Below are 16,785 nucleotides of genomic sequence, written 5' to 3' on the forward strand. Positions count from 1 at the left end.
GCGCGTCCTCGCGTACGGCGACGGCTCGACCAGGTGCGCGGCCCTGGCCCGCCACCCCCGATCCTCCCACGTCCGGGCTCCGGAACTGGCCGCCGGTCCACAGGGCGGACGGGACAAGGACCGCACCGCAGTGGCATCGACTCGCTCCGAGCCGTTCTCCTGTCGCCGGCGCGGAGGGTACGAGCCCGGGCAGTCGGCCTCCCGCGCCCGCCCGCAATGCGCCGCCGCCTGCACGGGTCGGCCGGCGCGCACCGCACGCCGGTAAGCGATCTCGCGCTTGATCCGCACGCCCCGGTGCGCGACAGCGGAGAGCGCTGTCAGCGAGAGGACCCTAGCGAGCGGCGAGCGCGTGTTCGCCCGCTTTTCGCATGGCGTCCAGCGGGGCGGGGGCGCGTCCCGTCATCTGCTCGACCTGCAGTACCGCCTGGTGCACCAGCAGGTCGAGTCCGCTGACCACGGCCCCGCCGTACGCGGACCAGCGGGCGGCGAGCTCGGTCGGCCACGGGTCGTAGAGCACGTCGAAGAGGGTGGCGGGCCGTTCCGGCAGGGCCGAGGACAGCGCGTCGGTCGTACCGGCCGGCGTGGTCGCGATGACGAGGGGTGCGCGCAGGGCCTGTTCGGCGTCCGCCCAGTCCGCCGTACGGACCTCGACGTCCAGCCGCTCGCCCCACTGCCGCATCTCGGCCGCCCGGGCCTCGCTGCGGACGTAGGCGACGACCTCGCCGGTGCAGATCCGGGCCAGCGCGGCGAGCGCGGAGGAGGCGGTGGCGCCGGCGCCGAGGATCGCGGCGGAGTCGACCTGTTCGATGCCGTGTTCGCGCAGCGCGGCGATCATGCCGGGGATGTCGGTGTTGTCACCGACCCGGCGGCCGTCCTCGGTGAACACGACCGTGTTGACCGCCCCGACCGAGTCCGCCGTCTCACTGATCTCGTCGAGCAACGGGATGACGGCCCGCTTGAGCGGCATGGTCACCGAGAGTCCGGCCCACTCCGGCCCGAGTTCGGCGAAGAACCCGGGCAGGGCGGCCTCGTCGAGCTCGAACCGGTCGTACGACCAGTTCGCGAGTCCCAGTTCCGCGTACGCGGCGCGGTGCAGCACCGGCGAGAGGGAGTGGGCGATGGGCTTGCCGAGCACCGCGGCCCGGCGGGCGTCAGCTGCCCGTGCTGGCATCGAACTTTTCCTTGAGCTTGAGGAATTCGGCGTGCGTCTTGGCGAACTCGGTCTTGCTCACACCGTCGGTCGCCACGAAGTAGTACCAGCCGTCATCCGTCGGATTCAGCGTCGCCTTGATCGCATCGTCGCCCGGATTTCCGATCGGGCCGGGCGGCAGACCCTTTTGGGTGTACGTGTTGTACGGGTCCTGGTTGCTGTTGATCTCCGACTCGCTGATGTTGATGTTCGATTCGTTCTTCAGGTAATTGAAGGTCGAGTCGAACTGCAACAACCCATACGTCTCGGGGTTCGCGAGGTCGAGGCGGTTGTAGACCACCTCTGCCATCTTCCGGTAGTCATCCTCGGTCTTGCCCTCCGCCTGGACGAGGCTCGCGACCGTGATGACCTGCAGCGGGTTGTCCAGCTTCAGCGCCTTGGCCTTGGCAGACAGGTCGTACGCCTCGTACTTCTCGACGGCCTGGCTCACCATCTCCTTCAGGACCGTCTCGGGCTTCATGCCCTTGGCCGCGGGATAGGTGCCCGGGTAGAGGAAGCCCTCCAGCGGGTCCTTTATGTCCTTGTCGCTGTTCGCCCAGCTCGGCAGTCCGAGGCTCTTGTACTGCTTCTCGGCAACCTTCCTGGTGGTGCCGGACGACAATTCGAGCTGCTCGTCGATCGTCTTGTAGACGTTGAGATTGCGCTCGCCCGGCTTGACCAGCACGTTGTTCTGGCTCTTGGGGTCGAGCATCATCTCGACGGCGCTCTCGGCGGACATCTGCGTCTTCAGCAGATAGGCGCCCGCCTGGATCGTCTTCCCCTTGGGGTTCTCCCCCTGCGCGGAGACGAAGGCATCGACGCTCTTGACGACGCCGGCTTCCTTCAGCCGACGGCCGATCTCGTAGCCGCCCGCGCCTTTGGGAATCTCGACGGTCACGGTCTCTTTCGTGCCGTCGCCCGCGTAGTCCGGAGCCGTGCCGAAACGATCCTTGTAGAACTGGTAGCCGAAATACCCGACCCCGCCCAGTCCTCCGCCGAACACCAGCAGGACCACCAGACAGGCGCACCCGCTGCGGCGCTTCTTGGGCTTGCCGCCACGGCCCCTGCGGTCGCCGCGGGAGCCCTTCGGGTCGTCCGCGTCGTACGCGTCGTCCTCGTCGTCGTCAACGCCGGAGAAGAACGCGTGTTCGCCCTGATCGGGGCCGGGATCCCAGTCGGTCTGCCGCGGTTCGGGTTCAGCGCCCCGACGGACGGGCGGCTCCGGCGGGGGGTAGGCGTCCGGAGTGCCGTAGAAGTCGGGCTGCTGCTCCCCGCCGTACGCCATGCTCTGTTGCTGCCCGTACGGGTCCGACGGGTCGGTGTACTGGACGTGCGTGTGCGTGCCGGTGCCCCAGGCGCCGTTGTCGTACTGCTGCTGGGGCTGGGGCGCGTACTGCTGCTGGTCGTACTGCTGCTGCCCGTACTGCCGGTCGTACTGCTGCTCGCCGTACTGCTGCTGGTAGTGCTGCTGCTGCGCCTGACCGTATGCGGCCTGCTGGCCGTCGCCCCAGCCTCCATTGTCGTACTGCGGCTGCTGCGGCTGCTCTGGATGGTGCTGCGGCTGGCCGCCGTAGGGGGACTGTCGGCCCGTGTGGGCCTGCTGTCCGCCCCATCCGCCGTCCCCGTACAACGGGTCCTCCGGATGCCACGGTTCGGAGCCTTCGCCCCGGCCATACTCAGTCATCGATCCCCTAGAGCCGCGAGGCGGCGGTCACCTTGTTACGGCTCGGCTCCCGTTCCGCCTCTCTTTGTGCGGTGGCTGTTCGAACACCTCCGCATCGCGCGGAACGTTACCGTATCGCGATCAGATGACCACTTCGACGCCTTCGCCGGGTGCTTTACCTGACACCCGTTCCGATTCCAGGGCCTGTTGAAGGATGATCACGGCCGCTGCCTGGTCAATGACCGATCTGCCCTTTTTCGACTTCACGCCGGAAGCGCGCAGTCCCTGGCTGGCCGTCACCGTCGTCATCCGCTCGTCCACGAGCCGGACCGGGACGGGAGCGATCCCCCGGGCGAACTCCTGGGCGAAGCCGCGGACCTTGACCGCGGCCGGCCCCTCGCCCCCCTTGAGGGAGCGGGGGAGGCCGACGACGACCTCGATCGGTTCGTACTCCTCGACCAGTTGCCGGAGACGACGGTGAGCTGCGGGAAGGTCCCGGCCGGGGACCGTCTCCACCGGGGTGGCGAGGATCCCGTCGGGGTCGCACGAGGCGACCCCGATGCGGGCGTCCCCGACGTCGATCGCGAGTCGACGGCCGCGGCGCATGCCCCGGCCGTCGCCACTCGCCTCAGCTTCGGCGCTCACTTGGCCGTTTCCGCCACGAGCCGCTCGACGGCGTCGACGGCCTCGCCGACGGCAGCCGGGTTCTGGCCGCCGCCCTGGGCGACGTCCGGCTTGCCGCCACCGCCGCCGCCGAGGGTCTTGGCGGCCGTACGGACCAGGTCGCCGGCCTTGAGGCCGCGCTCGCGGGCGGCCTCGTTGGTGGCGATGACGGTCAGCGGCTTGCCGTTGTTGACCGCGAACAGGGCGACCACGGCGGCCCGCCCGCCCTGGATGCGGCCGCGCACGTCGAGGACCAGCCTGCGCAGGTCGTCGGGGGTCGTGCCGTCCGGGACCTGGCCGGTGACGACGGCGACCCCGCGCACGTCCTTGGCGGACTCGACGAGACCGGCGGCGGCCTGGAGCACCTTCTCGGCGCGGAACTTCTCGATCTCCTTCTCGGCGTCCTTCAGCTTGCCGAGCATGGCGGAGACCTTCTCCGGGAGCTCCTCCGGACGCCCCTTGATCAGCTCCTGGAGCTGGGCGACGACCGTGTGCTCACGGGCGAGGAAGTTGTAGGCGTCGACACCGACCAGGGCCTCGATCCGGCGCACTCCCGAGCCGATCGACGACTCGCCGAGCAGCTTCACCAGGCCCAGCTGGGCGGTGTTGTGCACGTGCGTGCCGCCGCACAGCTCCTTGGAGAAGTCGCCGATGGTGACGACACGGACGCGCTCGCCGTACTTCTCGCCGAACTCGGCGATGGCGCCCTGCTTCTTGGCCTCGTCGAGGCTCAGGATCTCGGCGTGCACATCGAGGTCGCGGGCGAGCACCTCGTTGATCTTCTGCTCCACGTCGGTCATCACGGCCGTGGGAACGGCGGACGGCGAACCGAAGTCGAAGCGGAAGCGGCCGGGCTGGTTCTCGGAACCGGCCTGGGCGGCCGTCGGGCCGAGGGCGTCGCGCAGGGCCTGGTGGGTCAGGTGGGTGGCCGAGTGGGCGCGGGCGATGGCCGTGCGGCGACGGGAGTCGATCGAGGCCTGGGCCTTGGAACCGACGGTGACCTCGCCGACCTGGACGACGCCCTTGTGGACGTACACCCCAGGGACCGGCTTCTGGCAGTCACGGATCTCGATGACGGCACCGGTGTCGACCTTGATGCGGCCGGTGTCGCCGATCTGGCCGCCGCCCTCGGCGTAGAACGGGGTGCGGTCCAGGACGATCTCGACCTCGTCGCCCTCGGTGGCGGCCGGGGAGGAGGCGCCGTCGACGAGGATGCCGACGATCGTGGACTCGCTCTCGGTGTCCGCGTAGCCGAGGAAGTCGGTCTCGCCGGCCTTGTCGGCGATCTCGCGGTAGGCGCCGACGCCGGCATGGCCGGTCTTCTTGGCCTGGGCGTCGGCCTTGGCGCGCTCCCGCTGCTCCTTCATCAGGCGGCGGAAACCGTCCTCGTCCACGGACAGCCCCTGCTCGGCGGCCATCTCCAGGGTGAGGTCGATCGGGAAGCCCCAGGTGTCGTGGAGCAGGAAGGCCTTGTCGCCGGCGAGGATCTTGCCGCCGGAGGCCTTGGTGTCGGTGACGGCGGTGTCGAGGATGTTGGTGCCGGCCTTCAGCGTCTTGAGGAAGGCGTTCTCCTCGGCGACGGCGACCTTCTCGATGCGCTCGCGGTCGGTGACGAGCTCCGGGTACTGCTGGCCCATCATCTCGATGACCGTGTCGATCAGGTCCTTGACGACCGGACCGGTGGCGCCGAGCAGACGCATGTTGCGGATGGCCCGGCGCATGATGCGGCGCAGGACGTAGCCGCGGCCCTCGTTGCCGGGGGTCACGCCGTCGCCGATGAGCATCACGGACGTGCGCATGTGGTCGGTGACCACGCGCAGGGAGACGTCGGAGTCGTGCGAGTCGCCGTACTCGACACCGGTCAGCTCGGTGGCCTTCTTGATGACGGCCATGGAGGTGTCGATCTCGTACATGTTCTGCACACCCTGCAGAATCATGGCGAGCCGCTCCATGCCGAGGCCCGTGTCGATGTTCTTGCTGGGCAGGTCGCCGAGGATCTCGAAGTTGTCCTTGCCGATGCCCTCACCGCGCTCGTACTGCATGAAGACGAGGTTCCAGATCTCCACGTACCGCTCGTCGTTGACGGCGGGGCCGCCCTCGACGCCGAACTCGGGGCCGCGGTCGTAGTTGATCTCGGAACAGGGGCCGCACGGGCCGGGAACGCCCATGGACCAGTAGTTGTCCTTCATGCCGAGGCGCTGGATGCGTTCCTTGGGCACGCCGACGATCTCGTGCCAGATGCGCTCGGCCTCGTCGTCGTCCTTGTAGACGGTGATCCAGAGCTTCTCCGGCTCCAGGCCGTAACCACCCTTGTCCTGGGGCGTGGTGAGCAGCTCCCAGGCGTACTTGATGGCGCCTTCCTTGAAGTAGTCGCCGAAGGAGAAGTTGCCGCACATCTGGAAGAAGGTGCCGTGCCGCGTGGTCTTGCCGACCTCTTCGATGTCGGGCGTGCGCACGCACTTCTGCACGCTGGTGGCGCGGCTGAAGGGCGGCTTGACCTCACCCAGGAAGTAGGGCTTGAAGGGCACCATGCCGGCCGGGACGAGGAGCAGAGTCGGGTCGTCCGCGATGAGCGACGCCGAAGGGACGACGGTGTGCCCGCGCTCCTCGAAGAAGCTCAACCAGCGGCGACGAATCTCGGCCGACTCCATCAGTGGTCCTCATTCCGGTTGTACGAGTACGTGGTCCTGTCGCTGTCGACGGACTTCGGGTTGTTGCGGTTCTCGATGGCGGCGTACCGCCGGGGTGCGGGGAGTTCGTGCTCGACGGAGGCGTTCAGCCCGAGCGCGTCGCCGAGTTCCTCCTCGCGCTGGGCCATGTTGTCGCGGACGTCCAGCGCGAAGCCCACCGCGCGGTCCTTGATGCGGTGACCTGCCTCGAGCGCCTTGTTCGCCGCGGTCGCGGCCAGGTTCTCGGGGGTCAGCTGCTTCAGCTTGCGGTTGACCTTGGTGGTGGCCCACACACCGGCGGCGACGCCCGAGGTGAACCAGAAGGTACGGCGGAACATCGCTGGCTCTCAGTCCTTCTTTTTGCGGAGGTCTCGCTTGTCCCGCCGAGAGACCGTGCGGCCCACGATCACGGTACGCCGGGGTGCCTTGACGGGCACGTCGTCCTTGCGTCCGCCGAGGGCCCGGCGCACGCCGTAGCCGAAGGCGGCGACCTTCACGAGGGGGCCGCCGAAGGTGGAGGCGACGGTGGTCGACAGCGCCGAAGCGTTCGACGTGACCTCCTGGACGTCCGACGCGATCGCGTCGACCCGCTCGATCTGGGTCTGCGCGGAGCGCACCGCCGTGGAGGCCTCGGCCAGCAGCGGGACGGCCTGGTCGGTCACGTCCGCCACGAGCTTGGTGGTCGCCCTGAGCGTCTGGGCCAGCCTCGCCAGCGCGACGGCGAGGAAGGAGACCAGGATCGCCCAGAAAACGGCCACCAGGATCCCGGCCACCTCTCCACCGGACACTGTTGTGCACCCGCTCCCTGAAACGTGCCTGCATATCGAAAAAGTCGTACGGCGAGCCTATCGCGCCGGGGGTCCGGCTCCGAACCGGATTACCGCCCGCGCACAGCCGAGTTGCGCGGAGCGATTGTACGGAATGAACACGGTTCAGTACGCTCCGTGTTCCACGTGCAGCCTCAGCCCGGCGGCACTTCGGTGAACGGCAACCTGCCTCTGGAGCTCGACGCGTTCGCGGGCCGGGTCGGCCGAACTGTCCGGGCTGACGCGGGACCTAGGCTCCTCGCGGCTCCTGACGGTCACGGGTGTGGGCGGGGAGGACAAGGACACCTCACAGGGCGCCGACTCCTGCTGGTCCTCGACGGGTTCGAGCACCTGGTGGACGCGTGCGCCGAGCCGGTGACCGAGCTGCTGCGCCGGACGCAGGGCCTGCGGGTTCTCCGGCCGGAGCCACGAACTGTGCACGCCCTAGGAGCGGTTGGTTGCTCGGTGGGTCTGCGCTGTTCGGTCAGGCGTACTTCCACGCGCCGAACGAACTGTGCGAGGCGCTCGCCCGGGAGGAACCGGGCGACGTGCGGTACGAGGAGGGCTTACGGAGGGATGCGCGGCGCAGCCGGGCGGCGTGGGTCGTCCGGGCGCTGGGGCGCTGGCGGGAGCGGTCGTCTCTCGATACGGCGCCGACGCCGCGCGGGCCGGTGCGGCGGGCGGCGGCGGCCCTGGATCTCGATCTGGACCTGGTCCTGGTCCTGGTCCTGGTCCTGGTCCTGGTCCTGGTCCTGGTCCTGGTCCTGGTCCTGGACAAGCGTCGGGCATGCACAAACCCGCCGCCTCGCCCACCCGGAAGGGCGGGGAGACGGCGGGCTTAGAGGTGGTGCTACTGCCTGCTGGTGATCAGCGGGCGTAGTACTCGACGACGAGCTGCTCGTCGCAGATCACCGGGATCTCCTTGCGGTTCGGCTCGCGGTCCAGGCGGAAGGCCAGGGCGCGGAGGTTCACCTGGAGGTAGCGCGGGGTCTCGCCGTCGGGGGCGAAACCACCCTCACGGGCGATCGAGAACAGGGTCTTCTCGCGGCTGCGCTCGCGGACCATCACGACGTCGTCGGGCTTGACGCGGAAGGACGGCTTGTCGACCTTCTGGCCGTTGACCTCGATGTGGCCGTGGACGACCATCTGGCGGGCCTGGTAGATCGTGCGGGCGATGCCCGAACGCAGGACCAGCGCGTCGAGACGGCGCTCGAGCTCGATCACCAGGGCCTCACCGGTCTTGCCCTGGGTCTTGGCGGCACGCTCGTAGGCGCGGACGAGCTGGCGCTCGGACACGTCGTACTGCGCGCGCAGGCGCTGCTTCTCGAGCAGACGGACCTTGTAGTCCGAGTTCTGCTTGCGGCCACGGCCGTGCTCACCCGGCGGGTAGGGGCGGGCCTCGAAGTACTTGACGGCCTTCGGGGTCAGCGCGATACCGAGGGCACGCGACTTCTTGACCTTGGGGCGGGACTGGTTCGGCATGAACCAAACACCTCGTGTTTCTGATGCGAATACGGCTTCACCAGGGTTAGGGGAGGTCGCAATCCGCAGCCGGGGAAACCCTCCTCGTCCTGACGGACGGGGCGGGCAGCCGCTCCCTGGTCTGGGCACAACGTGCAGCACGCGAGTGGCCCACCGACCTCTCCCGGGAATCCGGGTGGTGGTGGGCTGCCCGCGACACCGTTCGACGGTGCGCGACGCTCCTGGAGATCCTGGCGAACCAGGCCTCCGGCTGGATGTCCCGTTCTGGTGAACCGGCCTGGGCCGGACACGGGACGCAGCACTTCTGGCGATTCTACAGGGTGTTCAGGACCGCTTGCGACCGAGGTGCTTCCTGGTCCACTCCACCGCGTCCGCGTAGCGGGCCTCGGCGCCGTGCCGGGTGGGGGTGTAGTACTCGCGGCCCTCAATCGCGTCCGGGGCGTACTGCTGGGAGGCGATGCCCTCGGGCAGGTCGTGCGGATACACGTACCCCTGCGCGTGGCCGAGCTTGGCGGCGCCCTTGTAGTGCCCGTCGCGCAGATGTGGGGGCACCGGTCCGGCCAGCCCTTTTCGTACGTCGTCCAGGGCGGCGCCGATCGCGGTGGTCGCGGCGTTGGACTTGGGGGCCAGGGCGAGGGCGATGGTGGCGTGGCTGAGGGTGAGGGCGGCCTCGGGAAAGCCGATCATGGCGACGGCCTGGGCGGCGGCGACCGCGATCGCCAAGGCGTTCGGATCCGCGAGTCCGATGTCCTCGCTGGCGGAGATCATCAGGCGCCGGGCGATGAAGCGGGGGTCCTCGCCGGCCTCGATCATGCGGGCGAGGTAGTGCAGGGCCGCGTCGACGTCGGAGCCGCGGATGGACTTGATGAGGGCGCTGGCCACGTCGTAGTGCTGGTCGCCGTCCCGGTCGTACTTCACGGCCGCCCGGTCGACGGTCTCCTCCAGCGTCTGGAGGCCGACCTCCGTCTCGCCTTTGTCGAGTGCGGCCCCGGCGGCGGCCTCCAGGGCGGTCAGGGCACGGCGGGCGTCGCCGCCGGCGATGCGCAGCAGGTGGTTCTCGGTGTCCTCGGGGAGGGTGACGGCGTCCTTGAGTCCACGCTCGTCACTCACCGCACGGCGGACGAGATCGCGCAGGTCGTCGTCGGTGAGGGGTTCGAGGGTGAGCAGGAGGGAGCGGGACAGCAGCGGGGAGATGATCGAGAAGTACGGGTTCTCGGTGGTTGCCGCGATCAGGGTCACCCAGCGGTTCTCGACGGCCGGGAGCAGGGAGTCCTGCTGGGCCTTGCTGAAGCGGTGGATCTCGTCGAGGAAGAGGACGGTCTCCTTGCCGTAGCCGCCGGTGGCGCGGCGGGCTCCGTCGATGACCGCGCGGACCTCCTTGACGCCGGCGGTGATCGCGGACAGCTCCACGAAACGCTTGTTGGTGGCCTTGGAGACGACGTACGCCAGGGTGGTCTTGCCGGTGCCGGGCGGGCCCCAGAGGATCACCGAGGAGGGTCCGGCGGGGCCGCCCGCGCCCTCGCCGACCAGTCGCCGCAGAGGCGAGCCCGGCTTCAGCAGGTGCTGCTGACCCACCACCTCGTCGAGGGTGCGCGGGCGCATCCGGACCGCCAGGGGGCTGCTGGACGGGTCCTTCTCCTGGCGTTCTTCTGCTGCGGCGGTGAACAGGTCGGGCTCCACGCTGAAAACCCTATGTCACACCACTGACAATCCACTCCGGGCCGTCGAACGGCCCGGAGTCCGGACGGTCAGCTGGTCCAGAAGTCCCACCAGCGGGTCAGGATCAGCATGCCGATGATGCCGATGTGCAGGACCGGCATGACCCAGGTGAACTCGCCGAAGAAGCTCTTCAGCCAGCGCGGGGCGGGCAGGAAGCCGTTGCGGATGTTGAACGACGTCACGTACCAGAACATGATGATCGTGGCGACCCAGGCCAGGGAGCACCACAGGCACAGCGCGTTGATCCGGTACAGCGACTGGAACATCAGCCAGGCGCAGAAGCCGACGCCGAAGAGGGTGCCGGCGTTGAAGGTGAGCCAGTACCAGCGCGGGAAGCGGGCCCTGGCCAGCAGGCTCACGCCGACGCCGATCACGATGCCGTAGCAGACGAGGCCGAGCATCGGGTTGGGGAAGCCGAAGACCGAGGCCTGGTCGCTCTCCATGACGCTGCCGCAGGAGACGACGGGGTTCAGACTGCAGCCGGGCGTGAAGGACGTGCCCTCGACCTTGGCCTCGAGCAGCTTGAACTTGTCGACCGTGATGACCCACGCCGCGAGCAGACCCGCCGCGCCGGTGATCACCAGCAGCAGGGCGAACGCTCGGCTGCCGCCCACCGACCGCGGTGCGGCCTCGGCGCGCTCCGGCTCGCGTTCGGTGGAGACGTCTTTGACTGTCGTCTTGCTCATCACGCCGATTCCGTCACTTGAGATGTGGACCTTCCGCGGACAGGGCTCATTCTGCCGTACTGAGACGCGTGTCCACCGTTCGGTGGACATAAGGAAGTACGTGCGGTCGTCCCGGAGCGTTCGGTTCCGGACGAGGCTCGACCGCATGACAGCACACGCGAACGAACTCGCGGTGGACGTACGGGGGCTGCGCAAGCAGTACGGCGACGTGACCGCGGTCGACGGCATCGATCTCCGTATCCGCAGGGGAGAGGTCTTCGGCCTGCTGGGACCCAACGGGGCGGGCAAGAGCACGACGGTGGAGATCCTCCAGGGCAACCGCTCGCGGGACGCGGGCGAGGTGGCCGTCCTGGGTGCGGATCCGGCGCACGGCACGCGCGCGTGGCGCTCACGTGTCGGAATCGTCTGGCAGGACGAATCCGCGCCCGCGGAGTTGACGGTCCGCGAGACCGTGCGGCACTTCGCCCGCTACTACCCGAGGCCGCGCGACCCGGAGGAGGTCATCGGCCTGGTGGGCCTGGAGGCCAAGGCGGGCAGCCGGATCAAGGCGCTCTCCGGCGGGCAGCGTCGGCGGCTCGATGTGGCCCTCGGAGTGATCGGCGGTCCCGAGCTGCTGCTCCTGGACGAGCCCACGACCGGTTTCGACCCGGCGGCCCGCCGCCAGTTCTGGGACCTGATCCGCAAGCTGTCCGCCGAGGGCACGACCATCGTGCTGACCACGCACTACCTGGAGGAGGCGGAGGCCCTCGCGGACCGGCTGGCGATCGTCGCCCAGGGCCAGGTCGTCGCCGAGGGCGATCCGGCCGGGCTGCGGGAGCGGCACGGAACCGGCGCCACCGTCGAGTGGACCGAGCCGGACGGCGCCCCGCGCGCGGAGCGCACGGACACGCCGACCAGGACGGTCGCCGCGCTCATGCACCGCTTCGACGGTGAGATCCCGGGGCTGCGGGTGAGCCGCCCCACGCTGGAGGACGTCTACCTCCGGCTGACCGGACAGGAGGACGCACGATGACCACGACCGCCGTACGACCACACTCGGACGCCGTTGCCGAAAGGCTGCCCGGTATCTGGGGCCTCGGCCTGCAGCGGGGCGTCCTGGAGCTCCGGCAGTTCTTCCGGCAGCGCGACCAGGTGGTGTTCACCTTCGCCTTCCCGGTGGTGTTCCTGTTCCTGTTCGCGTCGATCTTCCGCGACGACGTGCAGGACGCCGGCATCACCGCCTCGCAGCTGTACGTCCCGGCGATGATGGCCGCCGGCATCATGTCGACGAGTTTCCAGTCCCTCGGCATCTCGATCGCGATCGAGCGGGACGAGAAGGTGCTGCGCCGACTGCGCGGCACTCCGATGCCTCCGGCGGCGTACTTCCTCGGCAAGATCTGGCTGGTTCTGGTCACGGGTCTGCTGGAGACGGTGATCCTGCTGCTCGTCGGCACGGCCTTCTACGACATCGATCTGCCCTCGGACGCGGGCCGGTGGTTCGACTTCGCCTGGATCTTCGTGCTCGGGTTGACCGCGTGCGCGCTGCTGGGCATCGCGATCAGCTCGGTCCCCAAGACCGGAAAGAGCGCGACCTCCGTGGTCGTACTCCCGTTCCTGGTCCTGCAGTTCATCTCCGGGGTGTACATCGCGATCGACACCATCCCCGGCTGGATGCTGAACATCGGCGCGCTGTTCCCGCTGAAGTGGATGTGCCAGGGCCTGCGCGGGGTGTTCCTGCCGGAGTCGGCACAGGTCCTGGAACAGGCCGGGGGCTGGGAGTTCGGGCGGATCGCCCTGGTGCTGGGGGCGTGGTGCGTCGGAGGATTGCTGCTGTGTCTGCTGACCTTCCGGTGGAAGAACCGGCGCGAGGGGTGACCGGTCCCGACGACGTCGTCGGCGCCTACACCTGGGCGCGGTCGTTCCGGATCTGGGACGTCTACTTCGCGCTGATCTGGCTGGCCACCCTGGTGTTCGTGCTCGGCGCGGGGCAACCGGGGTGGCCGGTCCGCGTCACCGCTGCGGCGCTGCTCGTCCCTCTGATCCCCCTGTTCGTGTGGGTGGGGCGACCCATCCTGCGGGGCGATCCGCCCGAGGAACGGCACGCCCTCGGCTACCTCGTGGCGGCGATGGCACTCTTCCTGCCGTCGGCGATCCTCGTGGGCGAGACCCGGCTGATGACGTTCGCGCTGGTCCCCCAGTGCTTCATGTCGTTGCGGTTGCGGCGGGCGCTGATGGCGGTGGCCGTCATCAATCTCGCGCCCGTCGTCGGCTGGGCCCTGCTGTGGTGGCCGAGCGACCAGGACGTGTTCTTCAACGGGCTGTTCGCCGTGGTCACCCTCGTCTTCTCGCTGGCCGTCGGCACCTGGATCATCCGGATCATCGAGCAGAGCCAGGAGCGGGCCGAGCTGATCGCCGAGCTGGACGCGAGCCGCCACGAGATCTCCCGGCTGTCGGCCGCGCACGGAGCCCTCGCCGAGCGGGAGCGGATGGCCCGGGAGATCCACGACACGCTCGCGCAGGGCTTCACCAGCCTGCTGATGCTGACCCAGGCCGTCGAGGCGGAGCTCGACCACGACGTGTCCCAGGCCCGCAGTCATCTGGCGCTGATGGACGAGACGGCCCGGCTGAACCTCGCCGAGGCCCGCGCCCTGGTCGCCGGGGGCGCGCCCGCCGACCTGGCCGGGGCCTCCCTGCCGGACGCGCTGCGCAGGCTGGCCGCCCGCCACGAGGCGGCGGTGCAGGTGACCGGCCCCGTACGTCCCCTCCCCGCCGTCCCCGAGGTGGTCGCCCTGCGCGCCTGCCAGGAGGCGCTCGCCAACACCCGTAAGCACGCCGGGAGTTCGGCGGTGGTCACCGTCACGGTTGCCTACGCCGACGAAACGCTCACCGTGTCCGTACGCGACGACGGCTGCGGCTTCGACGCGTCCGCCGTCGGCCCCGGTGTCGGCGGCTACGGGCTGGCGGGGTTGCGGGCCCGGGCCACCGAGGTCGGCGGGACGGCGCAGGTGCGCAGCGCCCCCGGCGACGGCACGACGGTGACCGTGCACCTGCCCGTCCCTCCCCCGAGGAGTTCATCGTGATCCGGATCATCCTGGCCGACGACCATCCCGTCGTACGGGAGGGACTGCGGGCGATGCTGAGCGCGGAACCGGACCTGGAGGTGGTCGCCGACGCGTCCAGCGGGCCGCAGGCGGAGGCGCTGGCCGCCGAGTTGCGGCCCGACATCGTGCTGATGGACCTGCGGATGCCGGGCGGTGGGGGCGTGGACTCCATCGTGCGGATGAGCGAGGCCGGGCTGCCGTGCCGGGTGATCGTCCTCACGACCTACGAGACGGACCGGGACATCCTGCGGGCGGTGGAGGCCGGGGCGGCGGGCTATCTGCTGAAGGATCTGCCGCGGGGAGAACTCGCGGAGTCCGTACGGGCCGCCGCGCGGGGCGAGACCGTGTTGGCGCCGTCGGTGGCCGCCCGGCTGGTGGACCAGCTGCGGACGAGGCCGGAGCGGCCGCGGTTGTCGGAGCGCGAGACGGCGGTCCTGCGGTTGGTGGCGGAGGGCTGCACCAACGCGGAGATCGGGCGCCGGTTGTTCATCGGCGAGTCGACGGTGAAGACCCACCTGCTGCGCGCCTTCGGGAAGTTGGGGGTGGACGACAGAACAGCAGCGGTGACCAGCGCCATGCGGCACGGCTTGCTGGACTGAGGCCGTCCACCACCAGCCCGTCCGGCGTTCGAGGACAAGGCCGGACAAGGCCCCTTCAGGGCCGAAGGGGGTCTGGGGCGCAGCCCCCAGGGATGGGACCGGAAGGGGGCGGCGGGGGCGAAGAAACACCCCGCGCGCACCCCCGCTCCCTCACCCCAGCCTCGACTCCAGCTCCGCCACGATCTCGTTCACCCCGACCGCCGCCTGCTCACCGGACTCCATGTCCTTCAGCTGGACGACACCCTCGGCAAGGTCACGCTCACCGGCGACGATCGTGTACCGGGCACCACTGCGGTTGGCGTTCTTCATGGCGCCCTTGAGCCCCTTGGCGCCGTAGGAGAAGTCGGCCGCGATCCCCACCTTCCGCAGCTCGGTGACCTTGGCGAACAGGATCCGACGGGCCTCCTCGCCGAGCGGAACGGCGAACACACTGGTGGCGGCGGGGAGTTCGAGCTCGACACCCTCCGCCTCCAGCGCCAGCACCGTACGGTCGACGCCCAGCGCCCACCCGACGGACGGCAGCGCGGGACCGCCGATCATCTCCGACAGACCGTCGTACCGGCCGCCGCCACCCACCGCGGACTGGGAGCCCAGACCGTCGTGGACGAACTCGAAGGTCGTACGGGTGTAGTAGTCCAGTCCGCGCACCAGCTTCGGGTCGTCCTCGAAGGAGACGCCCGCCGCGGTGATCAGATCGCGCACCTCCTCGTGGTACGCCTTGCAGGCGTCGCAGAGGTAATCGCGCAGGAGCGGTGCGTCGGTCAGCTGCTTCTGGACGTCGGGACGCTTGTCGTCCAGGACGCGCAGCGGGTTGATGTCCGCGCGGCGCAGCGTCTCCTCGTCGAGGTCGAGGCCGTGCAGGAAGTCCTGCAGAGCGGCCCGGTACACCGGACGGCACTCCTTGTCGCCCAGGCTGTTCAGCAGGATCCGGAAGGTGCGCAGGCCCAGCGAGCGGTACGCCTGGTCGGCCAGGATGATCAGCTCGGCGTCCAGCGCCGGGTCCTCCGCACCGATCGCTTCGGCGCCGACCTGCGAGAAGTGGCGGTAACGGCCCTTCTGGGGACGCTCGTAGCGGTAGTACGAGCCGGAGTACCAGAGCTTGACCGGGAGGTTGCCCGTCTTGTGCAGATTGGCCTCAAGAGCGGCACGCAGCACGGAAGCGGTGCCCTCGGGGCGCAGGGCCAGCTTGTCGCCGCCCTTGGTCTCGAAGGCGTACATCTCCTTGGTCACGATGTCGGTGGACTCACCGACGCCGCGCGCGAACAGCTCGACGTTCTCGAAGCCGGGCGTCTCGATGTAGCCGTACCCGGAGTTGCGCAGCGGTGCGGCGATGGCCTCGCGGACGGCGAGGAACTTGGCGCTGTCCGGCGGGATCAGGTCGTACGTGCCCTTGGGGGCCTTGAAGGTGCTCACGGAAGGTCTCTCGTCACATTCCTCGTCGGGGAGGGGTGTTCGAACCCTCTCCCTGGCCGGCAGCCACCTGCCGCAAGTACGGGTTGGTGGCGCGCTCCTGGCCGATGGTCGTCTGGGGGCCGTGGCCCGACAGCACCACGGTCGAGTCGTCGAGCGGCAGGCACACGCGGGCCAGCGAGTCGAGCATCTCGTCCATGTCACCGCCGGGCAGGTCGGTGCGTCCGATGGAGCCGGCGAAGAGCAGATCGCCCGAGAAGAAGACCGACGGGATCTCCGCGGTCTCGGGCATCCGGAAGGTCACCGACCCCTTGGTATGGCCGGGCGCGTGCGCGACGGACAGCTCCATGCCCGCCAGCTCCAGCTTCGCGCCGTCGGTCAGCTCCTTGACGTCGTCCGGCTCCCCCACGGTCAGCTCGCCCATCAGCTGCGTCCCGATGGAACGGCCGAGACCCATCGACGGGTCGGTCATCATGTACCGGTCCTCGGGGTGGATCCACGCCGGTACACCGTGTGCGCCGCACACCGGGACGACCGAGGCCACATGGTCGATGTGGCCGTGTGTGAGGACGACGGCGACGGGCTTGAGCCGATGCTTCTTCAGCGTCTCTTCGACTCCCTGGGCGGCCTGGTGGCCGGGGTCGATGATCACGCACTCCTCACCGGCGGCGGGGGCGACGAGATAACAGTTCGTCCCCCAGGCCCCGGCGGGGAACCCGGCAATGAGCACGATCGTCCTTCGTTTGTGTCGATACGGGTGGGCTGCTCGGCGACTGCGCCTGTGGTCAGAGCCTACCGGCGCTCCCGATTCCTCAGCGA

At 69.5% G+C, this 16,785-nt stretch carries 16 protein-coding genes and 1 pseudogene; 6 read left to right on the forward strand and 11 right to left on the reverse strand.

Annotation, left to right across the window (positions count from 1 at the left end; genetic code table 11):
- Positions 1-331 precede the first annotated feature (331 nt).
- The 6 genes from ADK57_RS07720 to ADK57_RS07745 form a co-directional block, all read right to left on the reverse strand.
- Positions 332-1,171, reverse strand: a complete 840-nt coding sequence (locus ADK57_RS07720) for a shikimate dehydrogenase (protein ID WP_053748604.1) — start codon at positions 1,169-1,171, stop codon at positions 332-334.
- On the reverse strand, positions 1,152-2,873 hold the full coding sequence (gene mltG / locus ADK57_RS07725; RefSeq protein ID WP_053748605.1) for an endolytic transglycosylase MltG: 1,722 nt from the start codon (positions 2,871-2,873) through the stop codon (positions 1,152-1,154). The genes ADK57_RS07720 and mltG overlap by 20 nt, the downstream gene beginning before the upstream one ends.
- A 120-nt stretch (positions 2,874-2,993) precedes the next feature.
- On the reverse strand, positions 2,994-3,458 hold the full coding sequence (gene ruvX / locus ADK57_RS07730) for a Holliday junction resolvase RuvX (protein WP_053748606.1): 465 nt from the start codon (positions 3,456-3,458) through the stop codon (positions 2,994-2,996).
- A gap of 35 nt (positions 3,459-3,493) precedes the next feature.
- Positions 3,494-6,166: an alanine--tRNA ligase gene (gene alaS, locus ADK57_RS07735; RefSeq protein WP_053748607.1), complete on the reverse strand. Its 2,673-nt coding sequence runs from the start codon at positions 6,164-6,166 to the stop codon at positions 3,494-3,496.
- Positions 6,166-6,522 (reverse strand): hypothetical protein, encoded by a 357-nt coding sequence (locus ADK57_RS07740; protein ID WP_053748608.1) that lies wholly within the window; start codon positions 6,520-6,522, stop codon positions 6,166-6,168. The genes alaS and ADK57_RS07740 overlap by 1 nt, the downstream gene beginning before the upstream one ends.
- A gap of 9 nt (positions 6,523-6,531) precedes the next feature.
- The gene (locus tag ADK57_RS07745) at positions 6,532-6,972 is read right to left on the reverse strand and encodes a DUF948 domain-containing protein (protein WP_078973006.1); all 441 of its coding nucleotides are present in this window, start codon (positions 6,970-6,972) and stop codon (positions 6,532-6,534) included.
- 165 nt (positions 6,973-7,137) lie between these two features.
- Between ADK57_RS07745 and ADK57_RS52390 the strand changes: the two are divergent.
- Both ADK57_RS52390 and ADK57_RS50395 read left to right on the forward strand, forming a co-directional pair.
- Positions 7,138-7,407: pseudogene (locus ADK57_RS52390) on the forward strand (regulator); the annotation flags it as partial.
- Positions 7,408-7,448: 41 nt separating this feature from the next.
- Positions 7,449-7,832, forward strand: a complete 384-nt coding sequence (locus ADK57_RS50395) for a hypothetical protein (protein ID WP_053748611.1) — start codon at positions 7,449-7,451, stop codon at positions 7,830-7,832.
- Positions 7,833-7,857: 25 nt separating this feature from the next.
- On the opposite strand, the gene rpsD is transcribed toward ADK57_RS50395, so the two are convergent.
- The 3 genes from rpsD to ADK57_RS07770 form a co-directional block, all read right to left on the reverse strand.
- Positions 7,858-8,472, reverse strand: coding sequence for a 30S ribosomal protein S4 (rpsD, locus tag ADK57_RS07760; protein WP_053748612.1), 615 nt, complete (start codon positions 8,470-8,472; stop codon positions 7,858-7,860).
- Between the two features lie 324 nt (positions 8,473-8,796).
- Positions 8,797-10,152 carry a replication-associated recombination protein A gene (locus tag ADK57_RS07765; RefSeq protein WP_053748613.1) on the reverse strand — a complete coding sequence of 452 codons (1,356 nt, stop codon included), beginning with the start codon at positions 10,150-10,152 and terminating at the stop codon, positions 8,797-8,799.
- Positions 10,153-10,220: 68 nt separating this feature from the next.
- The gene (locus ADK57_RS07770) at positions 10,221-10,877 is read right to left on the reverse strand and encodes a vitamin K epoxide reductase family protein (RefSeq protein WP_053748614.1); all 657 of its coding nucleotides are present in this window, start codon (positions 10,875-10,877) and stop codon (positions 10,221-10,223) included.
- Positions 10,878-11,022: 145 nt separating this feature from the next.
- Between ADK57_RS07770 and ADK57_RS07775 the strand changes: the two genes are divergently transcribed.
- Genes ADK57_RS07775 through ADK57_RS07790 form a run of 4 tightly spaced genes read left to right on the forward strand, consistent with a single transcriptional unit; the run spans position 11,023 to position 14,556 of the window.
- Positions 11,023-11,889: an ABC transporter ATP-binding protein gene (locus tag ADK57_RS07775; RefSeq protein ID WP_053748615.1), complete on the forward strand. Its 867-nt coding sequence runs from the start codon at positions 11,023-11,025 to the stop codon at positions 11,887-11,889.
- Entirely contained in the window at positions 11,886-12,731 is an 846-nt protein-coding gene (locus ADK57_RS07780; RefSeq protein ID WP_053748616.1) for an ABC transporter permease, read from the forward strand. Before ADK57_RS07775 ends, ADK57_RS07780 begins: the two co-directional genes overlap by 4 nt.
- Positions 12,689-13,936, forward strand: coding sequence for a sensor histidine kinase (locus tag ADK57_RS07785; RefSeq protein WP_107091498.1), 1,248 nt, complete (start codon positions 12,689-12,691; stop codon positions 13,934-13,936). Before ADK57_RS07780 ends, ADK57_RS07785 begins: the two co-directional genes overlap by 43 nt.
- Positions 13,933-14,556: a response regulator gene (locus ADK57_RS07790; RefSeq protein ID WP_053748618.1), complete on the forward strand. Its 624-nt coding sequence runs from the start codon at positions 13,933-13,935 to the stop codon at positions 14,554-14,556. Before ADK57_RS07785 ends, ADK57_RS07790 begins: the two co-directional genes overlap by 4 nt.
- Positions 14,557-14,706: 150 nt before the next feature.
- Here the strand turns inward: ADK57_RS07790 and hisS are convergent, their stop codons facing one another.
- Both hisS and ADK57_RS07800 read right to left on the reverse strand, forming a co-directional pair.
- Entirely contained in the window at positions 14,707-15,969 is a 1,263-nt protein-coding gene (hisS, locus tag ADK57_RS07795; protein ID WP_053748619.1) for a histidine--tRNA ligase, read from the reverse strand.
- Between the two features lie 13 nt (positions 15,970-15,982).
- On the reverse strand, positions 15,983-16,696 hold the full coding sequence (locus ADK57_RS07800; protein ID WP_053748620.1) for an MBL fold metallo-hydrolase: 714 nt from the start codon (positions 16,694-16,696) through the stop codon (positions 15,983-15,985).
- Between the last annotated feature and the right edge of the window lie 89 nt (positions 16,697-16,785).

It is taken from the genome of Streptomyces sp. MMG1533 (assembly GCF_001279775.1).
In the GTDB taxonomy this organism is placed as follows: domain Bacteria; phylum Actinomycetota; class Actinomycetes; order Streptomycetales; family Streptomycetaceae; genus Streptomyces.

Excerpts from the sequence above, each read along its gene's own strand:
- ADK57_RS07720 (WP_053748604.1), bottom strand. The coding sequence starts at position 1,171 with ATGCCAGCACGGGCAGCTGACGCCCGCCGGGCCGCGGTGCTCGGCAAG.
- mltG (WP_053748605.1), bottom strand. The coding sequence starts at position 2,873 with ATGACTGAGTATGGCCGGGGCGAAGGCTCCGAACCGTGGCATCCGGAG.
- ruvX (WP_053748606.1), bottom strand. The coding sequence starts at position 3,458 with ATGCGCCGCGGCCGTCGACTCGCGATCGACGTCGGGGACGCCCGCATC.
- alaS (WP_053748607.1), bottom strand. The coding sequence starts at position 6,166 with ATGGAGTCGGCCGAGATTCGTCGCCGCTGGTTGAGCTTCTTCGAGGAG.
- ADK57_RS07740 (WP_053748608.1), bottom strand. The coding sequence starts at position 6,522 with ATGTTCCGCCGTACCTTCTGGTTCACCTCGGGCGTCGCCGCCGGTGTG.
- rpsD (WP_053748612.1), bottom strand. The coding sequence starts at position 8,472 with ATGCCGAACCAGTCCCGCCCCAAGGTCAAGAAGTCGCGTGCCCTCGGT.
- ADK57_RS07770 (WP_053748614.1), bottom strand. The coding sequence starts at position 10,877 with ATGAGCAAGACGACAGTCAAAGACGTCTCCACCGAACGCGAGCCGGAG.
- ADK57_RS07775 (WP_053748615.1), top strand. The coding sequence starts at position 11,023 with ATGACAGCACACGCGAACGAACTCGCGGTGGACGTACGGGGGCTGCGC.
- ADK57_RS07780 (WP_053748616.1), top strand. The coding sequence starts at position 11,886 with ATGACCACGACCGCCGTACGACCACACTCGGACGCCGTTGCCGAAAGG.